This window comes from Allobosea sp. OAE752 (genome assembly GCF_050433265.1).
GTDB classification, from domain to species: domain Bacteria; phylum Pseudomonadota; class Alphaproteobacteria; order Rhizobiales; family Beijerinckiaceae; genus Allobosea; species Allobosea spartocytisi.
In genome coordinates this window covers 274,731-290,945 of the sequence record NZ_JBNPXO010000001.1, presented here as the reverse complement: position 1 = coordinate 290,945, position 16,215 = coordinate 274,731, and the positions used below count along the sequence as shown (strand labels likewise).

Below are 16,215 nucleotides of genomic sequence, written 5' to 3'. Positions count from 1 at the left end.
GACGGCATGACGACGACACGGAGAGACGCGCTTAAAGCGGTTGCAGGATCGGTCGCCCTCGCATCGCTCTCGATCGAGGGAGCTCTGGCACAGGCCGGGGGCAAGTTCGTCTACGCGAACAACAGCCCGTACGATAACCTCGATCCGCATACCATTTTCGATACCGCCCGGGCCGCTTCGCGCTTCAATCTCTACGACGGGCTCTACCGCTGGGTCGACAATCCTCCCAAGATGATCCCATGGTTGGCGGAGAGCCATACCGTCTCGGATGACGGCAAGGTCTACACGTTCAAGCTGCGGCAGAACGCCAAGTTTCACGATGGCAAACCGCTGACGTCTGCCGACGTCGTCTATTCGATCGAGCGCATCCTCGCCCTCAAGAAGGGCCCCGCCAGCCTGTACCTCGACAGCATCAAGCCGGGATCGACACAAGCGCCCGATCCTCACACGGTCGTCTTCAACCTGAACGGCCCATCCGCGATTTTCCTGACCACCGTGCCCGACATCCTCGTGGTCAACAGCGCGCTGGTGAAGGCCAATGAGAAGGACGGGGACTGGGGCGAGGCCTGGCTCACGCGCAACGAGGCGGGCTCCGGATCCTACGCTCTTCGTCGGCATGACCCGGCCGTGGGCTTCACCGCACGCCGCTTCGCCGAACATTTTGCGGGGTGGACCGGCCAGCCCTTCGACGACCTTGAATTCCGCACCGTCCTTGAGACGAACACCCGCGTGCTCGGCTTGATCCGCGGCGATTTCCAGGGCGCCGATGGCTACCTTCCCTACGATCAGATCCAGCGACTCCGGCAGTCGAGCAACGTTCAGATCATCGAGCAGGAATCGATGCGGGTGTTCATCCTGGCGTTGAACTGCACCAAGCCGCCGATGAACAATCCGAACTTCCGCCGCGCGCTGGCCTACGCATTCGACTACGATGGCTTCATCAAGAGCATCATGAAGGATTCGGTCTCGCGTAATCCGGGGCCCAATCCCAACAACATCTGGGGCACGCCGGCCGGCCTCAAGGGTTACAGCTACAATCTCGAAAAGGCCCGCGAGGAGCTGAAGAAGGTGACGGAGCCGCTGCGCCCGATCACGATCAACGCCCTTGCCGGCTTCAGCGAATCCGAGCAGGCGGCGACGCTGTTCCAGAGCACCCTGCGCCAGATTGGCATCGAGGTCGTGGTCGAGGTTTCGCCCTGGTCCGTCGTGTCCAGCCGGATGCGCAAGGCCGACACCCAGGCCGATATCGTGCCGCTATGGAAGAGCACTTACTATGTCGACCCCAATAACTGGGTCGGGGAGCTGTATGGCACGCGCTATCACGGCACGCGCACCTTCTCGTACTACAGCAATCCCGAATTCGATAAGCGGCTCGACCGTGCGCTTGTCTCCAGTGACCAGGACGAACGGCGCAAGCTCTACGAAGAAATGACCCAGATGGTGAACGACGATGCCGCCGGCATCTTCGTTTACAACACGCGTTGGTACGGACCCTATTCGAGCAAGGTCGAGGGCATCCGCTTCTCCCCGGTCAGCAACGGCCAGGACATTCGCTGGGCATCTCTCAAGCGCTGAGCGGTCCTGACTTCTTCCAACCGGAGGCGTTGCCATGAACTGGCTGTCAATGGTGGCGAACCGATTGCTCTGGTTCGTGCCAACCCTCGTGGGGCTGCTCGCGATCGTATTCGTGCTGTCGCGGGTGATCCCCGTCGACCCAGCGGTCTTGGCCGCGGGGGAGAACGCTTCCGCTGCGCAGGTCCAGCAGGTGCGGGAGCGCTTCGGGTTTGACAAGCCATTGCCGGTTCAGTTCGCGAACTACCTGCGCGACATCGCGCAGGGCAATCTCGGAACCAGTCTCTTTACCCAGCAGCCCATCGTCGACGATCTGGCATCGCGTCTTCCCGCGACGCTGGAACTGACGATCTTTGCCGTTCTGATCGCAGGCCTCATCGGCATCCCCTTGGGCGTGCTTTGCGGCCTGCACCGGAATTCATGGATCGACCACGTGCTTCGGGTCGTGACGGTTTCCGGCCTGGCGGTGGCATCCTTCTGGTTGGCGATGCAGTTCCAGTTCCTCTTCTCGATGAAACTCGGATGGCTGCCGCTTTCGGGACGCATCGAGGGATTTCCGCCTGAGCCGGTGACGGGGCTCATGCTGGTGGACGCAATGATCGAAGGCGATCGCGAGATGATCGGCTCCGCATTCAGGCACATTGTCTTGCCGACACTGACCCTGTCTTTGCCGGCGGCGGCCACGGTCGTCCGCTTTACCCGAAACGGCGTTATCGGCGTGATCAACTCGCCGTCCGTCGCCTACCAGACGGCGATGGGACTGCCACGCCGCCTGATCGTCTGGAAATACGTGCTTCGCATGGCGTTGACCGCAACCGTCACGCAGCTCGGACTGATTTTTGGCATCCTCTTGGCCGGCGCGGTCGTCGTCGAGACGGTCTTTGATTGGCCCGGCCTGGGTGCCTACGCCGTGCGCTCGATCCTGCAGTCCGACTACAACGCCGTGATGGGCTTTACGCTCTGCACGGGCGCACTCTTCGTCCTGATCAATCTGCTGGTGGACATGCTGCAGGCTGCGATCGACCCGCGAGGTGCGGCCTGATGGATCTCCTGAAACGCTTCGCCAAAGATAAAGCGGCATTCATTGGGTTGAGCTTGCTGGGCCTGCTTGTGCTGGCTGCAATGTTTGCGCCGCTGCTGGCTCCATTTCCGAACGATGTCTTCGATTTCCACATCGCGAACCGGCTTCAACCGCCTTCGGCTACCGCGCTTTTCGGCACCGACCGGATGGGCAGCGATATCTTCAGCCGGATACTGTTCGGCGCGCGGATCACGCTGATGCTGGCGGGGATTGCCGTCGGCTCGGCGCTCGTCATCGGCGTACCGATCGGTCTTATCGCCGGCTACTACCAGAATTGGGTCAGCGACGCGCTGATGCGGATTGCCGAGATCTTCCTGGCGGTGCCTCAGATCGTTCTGGCCATCGCGATCGCGCAGACGCTCGGACCATCGATCGAGAACGTCATTCTGGCGCTATCTTTGACCTATTGGCCCTTCTGGGCGCGGCTGGTCTATGCCGAGACGCGATCCATGCGCAACGAGGTCTTCGTGGAGTCCGCCGTCGCGCTCGGTGCATCGCCTTGGCGCGTCATCGTCTTGCACATCCTGCCGAACATCGCTTCGCCCATCATCGTTCGGACGTCGATTGGCATGGGCGCGACGATTCTGACCGCGGCAACGCTGGGCTTCCTGGGGCTTGGCGCTCCGCCTCCAACTCCTGAATGGGGGCGGATGATTGCGGAAAGCCGCGAATTCCTTCCCGAAGCGTGGTGGTACGCACTCGCTCCGGGCATCGCTATCTTCCTGACGGTGCTGGGCTTCAATCTCTTTGGCGACGGCCTGCGCGACATCCTCGATCCGCGTACGCGGCGCAGCGTCTGATCATGAGCAATCTCCTCGATATTCAGGCCCTGTCTCTGGGCTTCCGAACGGAAAAAGGGCTCGCCAAGGTCCTCGATCGGATCGATCTCAGCGTGAAGCCTGGTGAAATCGTCGGACTGGTCGGCGAGTCCGGCTGTGGCAAGTCAACGCTGGCCCGTGCGATCCTGGGGACGCTTCCCGAAGGCCAAACAGAGATCAACAGCGGGTACATCCGGCTGGACGGTGTCGATATGCTCTCGGGCGGCAAGGCGGCCGAGCATCTACGCGGCCGGGTTGTTACCTTCGTCCCGCAAGACCCCTTTGCGAGCTTCAACCCTCTGTTTCGGATCGGCACCCAGATCCACGACCTGATGCGCTTCAAAGCTCCCAGGGACGGAAAAGGGAGTTTTGGCCGTTCGCGCAAGGCAGACGAGGCAAGCGCCATTGCCATGCTCGATGCGGTTCAGTTGCCGCAGCCGAAGGCCATTCTGGATAAGTATCCCCACCAGCTATCGGGCGGCCAGCGCCAGCGGGTGATGATCGCCATGGCGCTTCTTCCTCAACCTCGAATGATCATCGCCGACGAGCCTACGACCGCTCTGGACGTGACGGTCCAGGCGCAGATCCTGGGGTTGCTGCGGCGGCTGGCGGTCGAACGCGGGGTGTCCGTCTTGTTCACGACCCATGATCTTGGCGCGGCCTGGGAAATCTGCGACCGCGTGGTGGTCATGTATGCCGGGCAGACCGCGGAAATTGCGCCGCGCGAGCAATTCTTCGGCCACCCTCGCCACCCTTATACGCGGATGCTGCTCGATAGCCTGCCCGCGCCTGGGCGCGACCCTGTCGGAATTCCCGGTGGGGTTCCCAGCCCGCTCAAGGCCCCCAACGGTTGCCGCTTCAATCCCCGCTGCCCCCGCGCGACGGACGTTTGCCACGAAACAAGGCCGGGGCTGATTGCAGAGCCCAATGGCCACGCCGTTGCGTGTCATCATCCCTGGTCGGCCGAGGCGGAGGCTGCGCATGTCTGAGACCAGTAATCCTCCCATTCTCGAAGTCGACAATCTGGCCCGGCACTTCCCGGTCCGAGGGTTCCTGAACCGGAAGGTTGGCAGCCTGCGCGCGCTGGACGATGTCTCCTTCGCGGTCGAGCCCGGCGAAATTCTGGGGATTGTCGGTGAATCCGGCTGCGGCAAGTCCACGCTTGGCAAGACGCTCATGGGCATCCACGAGCCGAGCGAGGGGGAAGTCCGGATGCTGGGCGAAAGGATTGCCTCGCCGGGCCAGAAGCGTGCTCCCAAAATCCGTGCGCGCCTTCAATATGTCTATCAGGATCCGGGCGCTTCCCTCGACCCACGCTGGACGCTGCGCCGCTCGCTCCACGAGCCACTGATCATTCACACCGATTGGTCGAGAGAAAAGCGGGAGGAGAAGGTCAGGGAGATCGTCAAGGCGGTCGGACTGCCCGTCGAGCATCTCGATCTCTATCCGCATGAAATCAGCGGCGGCCAACAGCGACGGGTCGGTCTGGCTCGAATTCTCGTTCTCGGGCCGGAACTGGTCATCTTCGACGAACCCACCTCGGGACTGGACGTTTCGGTGCAGGCGACCGTGCTGCGGCTGTTCCGAGACCTCAAATCGGAATTCGATCTGACCTATCTCTTCATCAGCCACGATCTCGCTGTCGTGCAGTCGATCTGCGACCGCGTCATCGTCATGTACCTTGGCAGGATCGTGGAGATCGGGAAGACCGCTGACGTCTTTGCCGCTCCCCGCCATCCCTATACACAAGCTCTCCTCTCGGCTGCGCCACGCATCGGCGGGCCTCGCGTGACCGAGAATTTCTCCCTGCAAGGCGAGCCACCCGATCCATCCAATGTTCCGAGCGGATGTCGGTTCAGGACGCGTTGTCAGCACGCGATCTCAGACTGCGCGGAGATCGACCCGCATCTTGACGATCAGGACGGCCATGGCGTCGCTTGCCTGCGGTGGCGTGAGTTGAGCGCGTGAAACCAGGTCTCCCAAGGGCAGAAGCCGCTCCTTCATGGCAGCTTGCCCTCGCGACCATGGTCGCAGTCCAGATGGCAACGGCCTTTCTCAGTCGGATTCCTCCGACGATCGCTCCAATATTGGCCACTGAGCGGGGGTGGTCGGATTCGGTCGTGGGTTACCTCGCTAGTCTCAACACGTTCGGCTCGATCCTTTTCCTGGCGTTGGGCTCGCCTTACATGCGAGCTCTCGGTTCGGTGCGAGCCCTCCAAGCCGGGCTTCTGATCGGAATCCTGGGGCTGGCGCTTTTTCTGCCGAGCTGGACGACGACAGCCTGTGTAGCCGCGCTTCTGATCGGCGTGGGCTACGGACCATCCTCGCCCGCAGGCAATGACGTTCTGCATCGCACTGCGCCTCATGGCCGCCGCAGCCTGATCTTCTCGATCAAGCAGGCTGGGGTGCCGCTCGGAGGAGTGGTGGCAGGGCTTGCGTTGCCGCCGCTCGCCGCAGCCTACGGCTGGCGCATCGCGCTCCTGGCTTCGGCAGTGTTCGTGCTCGCCATCATCGCAAGCGTCCAGCCGATGCGGGACGGGCTTGATCGCGATCGAGAGCATGGCCTGAAGTTCGGACTCGGCGTTATTCTCTCGATCGCCAACCTGGTCACGCCGATCAGGACCCTGACGACGTCTTCGAGTTTGTTCCGATTGGCTGCAGCCGGTGCCTGCCTGGCGGTAGGGCAGGGGATCTGGTTCGCTTATCTGATGACGTATGCGGTTTCGCAACTTGGCTACAGCCTCGAGACAGCCGGAGCGCTCTACGCCTTGATGCAGGCGACCAGTGTTGCTGGACGCGTTCTGCTTGGGTGGCTCGCGGACAGGCTTGGAACCCCGCGACTGCTGTTGCGCGTGATCGGGTTGGCGTCAGGCGCAACCTCGCTGACATTGGCGCTTGCGACGCCACAGTGGTCTTTCCAGACCTACTGCGTCCTCGCGGCAATCGCCGGCGTGACGGTGTCGAGCTGGAATGGCGTTCAGCTATCTGAAATTGCGCGGGCTTGCCCGCCAAGCCTCGTTCGGGAAGCGTCAGCCGCCGCTACTCTGGTCATCTTCCTCGGCTATGTGGTCGCGCCATCCGCGTTCGCGATGGCCTTGTCGCTGACCGGCCGATTCGATCTCGGCTTCCTTGCCTGCGCGCTTTCAGGCGTCGGGTGCGCGCTCATCGTCCCCGCGACCATGACGGAAGATAGGTCTCAGCGAAGCTGAATGGCTTGAAGAGCCGATTTTCGACATAACCGGTGTGGCGAGGAGCGGCGCCTGGGTTTCACCACGGTTCGAACGGCGGATGCTGTGGCCGAGTCCAAGCTCAGGACACGGCCAAGTATGGACCGAAGCGATCGATGAGGGCGGCCGGTTCGACTGGGTCGGCGTTTAAGGCCACAAAAGGGCTGTGCCGCACACTCCCCTCTCCAGCCGCCAGAATTTCCGTGTCGCACACTGTGGGGAAAGGCGAAGTTAGCCGCACCGACCTTCCAAGCGCTTCATAACCCATTGAAATAGTTTGGTACGACTGTGGTCGTGTTTATGTTGAAAGTGCCGCAGTTGAGGCAAGCTGCTTCCGCAACTGGGGCGCGTGCCGTCGGCAGGCGACTGCGTTGGCTGAGCCTCTGTTCGCTTCTGGGAGAAGCGGCTTCCGAAATTGGCCCGTTGCGGACGCTCGGAGTGTCTGCTTTTGGGCCGTTTGGATTGCCGCGAGACGGTCGGGAAGGAAACCCCGCTCCCCCCTGCGGAAATATTCATTTCCGGCCCCGCGTCTTCAAGGATCGCTGAGTTTCCTCTTCTGGGGATAAGACTATGCCAGTTCGGCAGTCCGGAGAGAGTTGATTTTCTGTAGGGTAGGCCGCGAGTAGACTTGGTGGTCGACGGCAGGAGGTCCTTTACAGCATGGAGTATCCGGCTCCCGCGGCCCATGCCGTCTATGAAGTCAATCCATCAGAGGCGTGTGGCGAAGGGACGATGCCGAGTTGGCCCTACCACGTGGCCCGGTGGCTGTTTCGCGAGCCGATCGACATTGCGATCACCGCTGCGCTCGCCGAAATCGGCGAACTCGCCGCCGCGGATCGGGCCTGGATGTTCGAGTATGACGCCGAATTGCTCCGTTTCCGGAACACGCATGAGTGGAGCAGGCAAGGCATCCGCTCGTTCGTCGAGGATCTGCAGAACACGCCCGTGACGATGATCGCCTGGCTCCACCAGTTTCTGGTGAAGGGCCAGGCGGTGATGATCAACCGCGTCGCCGACCTGCCACGCCCGGCCCGCGCGCTCCAGGTCGAGATGCTCAGGCAAAACGACAAGAGCGTCCTCAGCGTACCGGTTTTTTACGAGGGACGACTGCGCGCCTGCATTGGATTCGATGCGACCACGGCGATCCGACGCTGGCCGCCCGCCGATATCAAGGCGCTCTTCCAATGCGCCGAGCTGATCGCGCTGGCGCGCTATGGTTCCTTCCAGGACGGACGGGCCGTTGCCGGCGCCTCGAGACCGTTCGTCCCGCTGATCTATCTGCGCCGACCCGGGCAGGTCATCGGGGTCGAGCCGCAAACCATCCTCGGCGTCCGGTCTGCGCGTGATTATGTGAAGGTCTGGCTGCACGATGGTTCGGCCGTGCTGGATCTACGCCCTCTCGCGCTCTGGACCGGAATGCTGCCGTCTGCCTCGTTCCTGCGCATTCACCGCACGGCGATCGTCAACCTGCAGCATGTCAACGGCCTCGACCGACGCGCCGGCGATCGCTGGACCGTTGGCCTCAACCGCGTGGCCGAGGGCTGGCCGGTCTCACGACAATATCGGCAGGAGCTGCGAAAGCGCCTCGGCGTTTGAGAACCGCGGTCGATTCGCGGGGTCTCGATCTTCGGCCGTTTAACCGATTCCTCACGATGAGTTCGGCTCGGAGCGCCGTTCGTCGAACCCGCATGTCTGTTCGTCGAACAGTGCTTGCCGCCCGGCGGGCGGGCGATCTCAATGCGGACATCGTTCGATGGACCCGCCCCGCCTATGCCTTTTCGCCGCCCCCCGCGCCTCGACGAACTGAAACCGAGATCCTTGCCGGCGCGCAAAATCGCACGGCTCTTGCTTTGCTCCCTGTTTGCGATCGCATCGACCGCGGGCGCGCAGCGGGCGGAAGCCGAAGATCTCGCGCTGCGCGATGCGGCGTCGATGGCCGGCGTCGGAATGTTCCTCAACGCGCGCGCCCCTGGCCTGATCCTCGCCGTCGTCCGCGGCGAGGATAGCTTCATTGCGGGATATGGCGAGATCGCCCCGGGCAGCGGCAAGGAGCCGGATGGCCGTTCGATCGTCCGCGTCGGCTCGGTCTCGAAGGTTTTCGCGACCGATGTGCTCGCCGCCATGGCGGCCACCGGACAGGTTGCGCTCGATGCGCCGCTTGCCGGCTATGCTCCGCCGGGGAAGACGCCGCTGGCTTTCGAAGACAGGCCGGTCACGCTGCTCGACCTTGCAACGCATTCGGCCGGCCTGCCGCGCGAGATGCCCGATCCGGCGACGCCGCCTGACGAGAAAAACCCGTTCGCGGCCTACAAGGCCTCCTATTACTGGGATTGGATGTCGAGCCATCGGCCCGCCTATCGCCCGGGCACGACCGCAATCTACTCGAATTTCGGCTTCGGCCTGCTCGGCGAGGCGCTTGGCAAGGCCGGCGGAAAGCCGTTCGCGGAACTGGTCGGCGAGCGCATCACCAAGCCGCTCGGGATGGCAGATACGACCTTGCGCCTCTCGGAGGCACAGAAGCCTCGGCTGATGACCGGGCTCGACCCGTTCGGAAAGCCCGACCCGAACTGGGAGGCGAGCGAGGTGATGCAGGCCAGCGCCGGCATCTACACCACGGCCGACGACATGGTGAGGTGGATGCGCTGGCACCTTGCCGACGATGCGGCCGGGCGGCCGGCACGGACGCTCGCACATGCGCTCTGGCGACCGCATGATGGGCTTTCCCGCCTGGTCGGCGTCGAGGCGACGGACTCCGAAGGGATGGGGCTTGGCTGGATCGTCAGCCGGCCGAAGGACAGGGTGCCTCTCCTCCTCGGCAAGAGCGGCGGGATCGGCGGCTTCATGAGCTATGTCGTGCTCTCGCCCAATCGCAGGCTCGGCATCTTCGTCGTCGCAAGCAAGGTCGACTTCGCCATGTTCGAGGGGCTGAGGACCGCCGTCCGCGATCTGGCGGCGGAGCTGGCCCCGGCGAGCCCGTAGACGATGGCCGCGTCCCGTCCCGTCCGCGGATCGAGCCGCTTCGCCTGCTCGACCGCGATGCTGCGCGTCTGGCTCGCTTTGGCAGGAACAGCTTCATCCTGCGCGCCACTCGTGCTGGCGCTGCCCGCCTGGGGGCAAGTCAGCGGAAAGGGAGGAGCCGGCGGTGCCCACGGCATCAGTCGCCCCACCACGGGACAGGCAGGTAGCCTCGGTGGCGAATATTCCGGCGGTGGTGGCGGCGGAGGGGGCGGTGCCAATGCCCGGCCGAGCGGCGGATCCACAGGCGGCAAGGGCGGCAGCGGCGTGGCCGGCCATGGTGGTGGCGCCGGCGGAGACATCAGCGGCAATTCATCCGTACTCCCGTCCATTCCACCCGGATATCTCGGCCATGTCGGGCAGTCCGGTTCGGCAGGAGGCTCGCCCTCGCATGGCGCTGCCGGCGCCCCGGGACATGATGGCGGTAGTGGCGGCGGCGGTGGCGGGGGAGCCGTCGGTCTCGATTTCTACGGGGCATTGCTGACGGCAAGCCAGACGATCAACCTGGTCGGCGGCAATGGCGGCAATGGCGGAACCGGGGCGAACGGCGGCAACTCCTACAGAGACCCCTTCATCGGACATGGGGGCGCAGGTGGAGGCGGCGGCGGTGGTGGCGGCGGCGGTGCCGCGGGGTTGTCTTTGCCGGGGCAGGAGCTCGTCTTCAGCCCTTCGTCGGTCGGGTTTCATTGGGTCGCGCCGTCCAACCTTGTCGTGACGACCACGAATGCGACTCTGCAGGGCGGCAATGGGGGCCGAGGCGGAGACGGCGGCGACGGAGGATCGGGCTCGGGGGCCTATGTGTCGCAAACCTGCCTTCCGGGAGGCCGCGGCTGTGTGCCGATCCGCATGTATCCGGGCGATGGCGGCCCCGGCGGTTCGGGCGGAGACGGCGGTGCTGGCGGTGCTGGTCTGCTCTCGCTCTACGGCCGACAGATCAGCCTGTTTGCGACGACCGCTCAGGGCGGCAACGGCGGCGACGGCGGCGGCCTCGGAGGCGGCGGCAATGGCGGCTCGAGCTACGGCTATAGCGGCATGACGGATGGCGCTCGCGGCAATTTCGGAACAAACGGAAACGGCGGCCGTGGCGGGGCCGGCATCGAGGTCGTCGCGACAAGCGGCGGCAGCACGATCATCTCGCTGTCGTCGGATAGCCATGCATTGGGCGGCAAGGGTGGCAGGGCCGGCTATCTTGCTGTGCCCGGCTGGGGAGGCGACGGCATTCGTGTAGCCGGGCCTGCGACCATCACCGTGGGCGGGACCGTGACTGGCGGCGGCGGTGGCGATGTCGACGGTGCATGGTTCGGAGGCGGCGGAGGCGCAGGAGTTTTCGTCGACGGCCAGGCCAGCATCACCATCCAAAACGGCGCGCAACTGTCCGGGGGCCGTGGCGGGCTCGGCGACCAATCGTCCGCCGGACGCGGAGGAGATGGCGGCGCGGGCATCGAGGTCCTGCGCGGCGGGACATCCCTGATCATCGCCGGAGAGGTGCGCGGCGGCGACAGCCAGGGCTTTGTTCCCGGCTCGCAAGGCGCGGCGATTGCCCTCACCGGCAGCGGCAATTCGGTCGAGCTGCAGGCGGGATATAATCTGGTCGGCAAGGTGGTCGGCGGCAGCAATGCGACGCTCATTCTCGGCGGCGCGGCGAATGCGAGCTTCGATCTCAGCGGACTGGGTTCGCAATATCTGGGCTTCTCGGATTTCAACAAGGGCGGCGCGAGCACCTGGACCCTGTCGGGTGCTGCGACGGCTTTTCGCGGCGACATGGCGATCTATGCCGGAACGCTCGCCTTCTCGGCAGTAGCGCAGCTCACCGCGACGAATGCTCAGATCGCAAACGGCGCGGGTTCGACCGCTGCCGTCGCGGTCACGGGGGCTGGAGCGAAATGGACCGCCGACGGCCAGCTCGTCGTTGGCAATCAAGGTCAGGGCGGCCTGACAGTCTCCGACGGAGGCACCGTTCTCGCCGGCTCGATCAGGGCCGGAACGGCAATCGGCGGGAATGGCACGTTCAGCATCACCGGCAACGGCTCGCATCTGGGAGCCGGCAGTCTCGTGCTCGGCGATGGCGGCACGGCATCGGCTCTGGTGTCCGGTGCCGCATCGAGCCTGACGGCAGATACGTTCACGGTCGCGAACTTCGGCCGCGCCGATCTTACGGTCGCCGACGGCGGCCGAGCCGGCGCTGGCGGGGGCCGGACCATCGAGGTCGCCAAGACCCTGGGCAGCGTCGGTACCATCAATATCGGCGCGGCTGCCGGGCAACCCGCGACCGCACCGGGGACACTCGACAGCGACATCCAATTCGGTGCTGGCACCGGCAGTCTGGTCTTCAACCACACCTCCAGCGGCTACACATTCACCAAAGCGGTATCGGGCGCAGGTGCGATCGACTTCCGCGCCGGCACGACGATCCTCACGGCCAATAGCGGGGGATTCTCAGGGCCGACAACAATCGCCGGCAGCACGCTTCGGATGGCAGACAGCGCACGGCTCGGCGGCACCGTCAGCATTGATGGCGGAGGCCGGGTCGAAGGCGGTGGTAGCATCGGCGCGACGACCGTCAACAACGGCGGCACGCTCGCGCCTTCCGGCTGGAACGCGCTCACGGTCAACGGCAACGTGACCGTCAATGGCGGGGGCACCCTCCGGCCTTCGGATGCCGCCGGCCTCATCGTCGATGGCACGCTGACGCTGAATTCCGGCAGCGCTTACGACTACCGGCTGCATGGCTACGGATCGTCGGCCGCCGGCTCGGCGACGACGCGCGTCAACGGCAACCTCGCCCTCAATGGCGGGACGTTGAATCTCGCCAGCAGCTCCCAGCCTGCGCTCGGCTACCACCGCGCCTTCACCTATACGGGAACTCTGTCCGGTAGTGGCCTCCCCGTCGGGACGGTGCCCAACACCGGGCCGTTCGCTTACAATTACAGCGTCGACACCTCGCAAAGCGGCAAGGTCGACGTGCTCGTCGGCGCCAATGGCGTCAACATCCTGCAGCTCTGGGGCACGACATCGGCCGGTGGCGCCAGTGGTAGCTGGACTGCCACCAATCAGAATTGGCTCGACCTCGGCGGCGTAACGCCGACGCAATGGGGCAGCGGCTATGGCGTGTTCCGGGGTCCGGGGGGCACCGTCACGCTCGACAGCGTCAACGGTGCGCTGGGCGCCGTCGGGCTGCAATTTGCCGGCGGCAGCTACACGCTGACCGGCGACAGCCTCGACCTGCATGGCTATAGCGGCGGCGGCATCACCATCACCACGCCGGAAATCAGGGTGCTCGACGGCGAGACGGCCCGGATCGACGCAACGCTCACCGGCTCGGCCGGTTTCGAGAAGACCGGCGACGGCACGCTCATCCTAAACGGCGCGAACAGCTACAGCGGCGGCACGATCATATCGGGTGGCAAGTTGCAGGTTTCGGCCGACGTCAATCTCGGCTCGGCCAGCGGCGGGCTGACATTCGACAGCGGCGCGTTGCGCACGACGACGGACATCGTCTCTACCCGGAACGTCGCGCTGCGCGGCACCGGCGCGATCGAGACGGATGCCGGCACCACATTGACTTTGTCCGGCCCGGTCGGCGGCGCCGGCGGCCTGATCAAATGGGGCGACGGCACGCTTCTCCTTACCGGCACCAACAGCTGGGCGGGCGGCACCCTGCTCACTGCCGGCACGATCAGGGCTGGCAGCGCTGGCGCCCTGCCGACCATGACCGATTGGATGCTGACCGGCGGCAAGCTCGACCTCGCCGGCCATGATCTCTCGATGGCCTTCCTGGCGAGCACCGGCGGCGAGATCGCGCTGGGCGGCGCCGACCTCACCGTCAATCAGGCGCAGGACAGCCTCCATGCCGGAACCATCACCGGCGCGGGGCGCCTGCTGAAGGATGGTCCCGGCGCATTGCTGCTGACCGGCACGAACAGCTATTCCGGCGGCACGGTGATCCGCGACGGCACGCTCGCCATCGTCGCCGACGCCAATCTCGGCAGTGCTGCTTCCGCCATCGCCTTCGACGGCGGCGGCCGCCTGATGACGCTGGCCGACATCACCAGCGGCCGCTCGGTCACGCTTGCCGGCACCGGCACGATCGAGACCGCTGCCGGCACGCGTTTCGTCCTCGACGGCTCGACCAGTGGTGGCGGCAACCTGGTCAAGGAGGGTTGGGGAACGCTGGCCTTGACCGGCAGCGCTGACCATGCCGGAGGCACGACGATCACGGCCGGCACGCTCCAGATCGGCGATGGCGGCACGACGGGCGAGCTCGCCGGCGACGTCTCAAACGACGCTGTCCTGCGCTTCAACCGCTCGAACCTGTACAGTTTCGGTGGCGCCATCTCCGGCGCCGGCATCGTCCTTCAGTCCGGCTCCGGGACGACGAGCCTGACCGGCACGAACTCCTATTCCGGCGGCACATTGATCGAGGCCGGAACCCTGCAGGTCTCGCGCGACGCCAATCTGGGCGCCGGCGGAACGGCCGTTACTTTCCTGGGTGGAGCGCTGCGGTTCGGTGCCTCGTTCAATACCGATCGCACCATGCTGCTGATCGGCAATGGCACGGTCGACACCAACGGCCACGATGCGACGCTGACAGGCGGCGTCTACGGTTATGGCGATCTGATCAAGGCCGGCGCGGGCACCCTGACGCTGAGCGGGACGAACTCTTATCGCAACACGCTTGTTACCGCCGGCACCTTGATCGGCGACGCCGCATCGATCTCCGGCGATATCGCCAATAACGGCGCGGTCGTCTTCAACCAGCGAAACGATGCCAGCCTGGCGAGGGTGTTGTCCGGCACCGGCAGCTTCACCAAGGCCGGCGGCGGAGCCCTTGCCTTGACCGGCGACAGCTCCGGCTTCTCCGGCTCGACCACGGTGTCCGCAGGCACGCTCATCGTCAACGGCGCGCTCGGCGGCGGGCTCGATGTCCTGTCCGGCGGTCGGTTGCAAGGCAACGGCACCGTCGGGCCGACCACGATCCATGCCGGTGCGACCATCGCCCCGGGCAATTCGATCGGCACGCTCACCGTCTCCGGCGACATCCGCTTCGAGCATGGCGCGACCTATGCGGTCGAGGTCAGCCCGGGTGGCTCGTCGAGCGACCTGATCCGTGCCAGCGGCAAGGCGCGGCTCTCGGGCGGCTCGGTGGTCCATATCGGCGAGGACGGCACTTATTGGGCGAACCAGCGTTACACCATCCTGACGGCCGGTCAGGGCGTCGAGGGTCGCTTCGACGATGTCAGTTCCAACTTCCTCTTCCTCGATCCGAGGCTGGAATACGACACCAACAATGTCAGGCTGACCCTGCTGCGTAACGACCTGCCGTTCGCCGCGATCGCGCAAACGCGCAACCAGGCCCAGACGGCTCTCGGATTGGAAAGTCTGGGTGATGCCAACCCGTTATGGCTGAGCTTCACGCAACTGCGCGACGAGGGCGAGGCCCGGCGCTCCTATGACAGCTTGTCGGGCGAGATCCATGCGTCGGCCAAGACGGTGCTGATCGAGGGCAGCCAGGAGGTTCGCAACGCGGTGTCGGACCGGATTCGTGCCGCCTTCGACGGGATTGGCGCGCCGCGGATCGCGACACTGGCCTATGCTTCCAGCCACGGGGCGGTCGCGGCGGGGGTAAGCGAGGGCTTTGCCTTGTGGGCGCGTGGCTTCGGCTCCTGGGGCCAGACACGCGGCGACGGCAACGCCGCCTCCCTCACACGCTCAAGCGGTGGCCTGCTTGCCGGTTTCGATGTTCCGGTGGCGTCGGAGGCGCGGCTGGGCGTCGTGGCGGGCTACTCGCGCTCGACCTTCGAGATCGCTCGGCGTCGCTCCCGCGGCGAGGCGGACAATTACCATATCGGCCTCTATGGCGGAGCTGAACTCGACCGCTTCCGGCTGAGTGGCGGGGTCACCTATGCCTGGCATGAGCTGGACACCCGGCGCAGCGCCGTATTCTCCGGCTTCGGCGAGGAGCTGCGCTCCGATTACGGCGCCCGCAGCCTGCAGGCTTTCGGTGAGATCGCCTATCGCTTCGACCTCGGGCGGGCCACCATCGAGCCTTTCGTCAATCTCGCCTATGTCAATCTCCGTAGCGCCGGCTTCACCGAGACAGGCGGCGTCGCAGCGCTTACCGCCAGGGTGCAGACCACGGCCGTCGCCTTCGCCACGCTCGGCCTGCGCGCTCAGATGAGCTTCGATCTCGGCAACAGCGTCGCGCGGATCAGCGGCACGCTCGGCTGGCGGCACGCAACGGGTGACGTCACCCCATTGTCGCTCCAGGCCTTCTCCGGCGGCGCGCCGTTCTCGATCGCAGGCGCTCCGATCGCCCGCGACGCGTTGGTCGTCAGCACCGGCCTCGCGCTGAATCTGTCACCGGAAGCCGAAATCGGGCTGTCCTATGACGGGCAACTCGCGTCGCGCGCGACCGATCATGCCTTTAATGCCCGGCTCGCAGTCAAGTTCTGATGCCACCAGCATGTACTGCCATCCGCCGCAATGTCTGGTTCGCGGCATC

At 65.1% G+C, this 16,215-nt stretch carries 9 protein-coding genes; all 9 read left to right on the top strand.

From position 1 onward, the window contains the following. Window positions 1-6 precede the first annotated feature (6 nt). The 9 genes from GGC47_RS01365 to GGC47_RS01325 all read left to right on the top strand — a co-directional run bounded on the left by GGC47_RS01365 (window position 7) and on the right by GGC47_RS01325 (window position 16,166). Window positions 7-1,575, top strand: a complete 1,569-nt coding sequence (locus GGC47_RS01365; RefSeq protein WP_133561828.1) for an ABC transporter substrate-binding protein — start codon at window positions 7-9, stop codon at window positions 1,573-1,575. A gap of 34 nt (window positions 1,576-1,609) precedes the next feature. After that, window positions 1,610-2,614 (top strand): ABC transporter permease, encoded by a 1,005-nt coding sequence (locus tag GGC47_RS01360; protein WP_370953980.1) that lies wholly within the window; start codon window positions 1,610-1,612, stop codon window positions 2,612-2,614. Then, a complete protein-coding gene (locus GGC47_RS01355) occupies window positions 2,614-3,453 on the top strand; it encodes an ABC transporter permease (RefSeq protein ID WP_113252216.1) in 840 nt (279 codons plus the stop codon). Before GGC47_RS01360 ends, GGC47_RS01355 begins: the two co-directional genes overlap by 1 nt. 2 nt (window positions 3,454-3,455) lie before the next feature. Beyond that, entirely contained in the window at window positions 3,456-4,460 is a 1,005-nt protein-coding gene (locus GGC47_RS01350; RefSeq protein ID WP_429066590.1) for an ABC transporter ATP-binding protein, read from the top strand. After that, the gene (locus GGC47_RS01345; RefSeq protein WP_112763512.1) at window positions 4,453-5,439 is read left to right on the top strand and encodes an ABC transporter ATP-binding protein; all 987 of its coding nucleotides are present in this window, start codon (window positions 4,453-4,455) and stop codon (window positions 5,437-5,439) included. Before GGC47_RS01350 ends, GGC47_RS01345 begins: the two co-directional genes overlap by 8 nt. A gap of 56 nt (window positions 5,440-5,495) precedes the next feature. Continuing rightward, entirely contained in the window at window positions 5,496-6,680 is a 1,185-nt protein-coding gene (locus tag GGC47_RS01340) for an MFS transporter (RefSeq protein WP_113252218.1), read from the top strand. 750 nt (window positions 6,681-7,430) lie between these two features. Then, on the top strand, window positions 7,431-8,294 hold the full coding sequence (locus GGC47_RS01335) for a LytTR family transcriptional regulator DNA-binding domain-containing protein (protein ID WP_142020360.1): 864 nt from the start codon (window positions 7,431-7,433) through the stop codon (window positions 8,292-8,294). Window positions 8,295-8,516: 222 nt separating this feature from the next. Beyond that, window positions 8,517-9,677 (top strand): D-alanyl-D-alanine-carboxypeptidase/endopeptidase AmpH, encoded by a 1,161-nt coding sequence (gene ampH, locus GGC47_RS01330; RefSeq protein WP_429066585.1) that lies wholly within the window; start codon window positions 8,517-8,519, stop codon window positions 9,675-9,677. Window positions 9,678-9,680: 3 nt separating this feature from the next. Then, complete coding sequence (locus tag GGC47_RS01325) at window positions 9,681-16,166, top strand: autotransporter domain-containing protein (protein ID WP_185747792.1); 6,486 nt, start codon at window positions 9,681-9,683, stop codon at window positions 16,164-16,166. The last annotated feature ends 49 nt before the right edge of the window (window positions 16,167-16,215 follow it).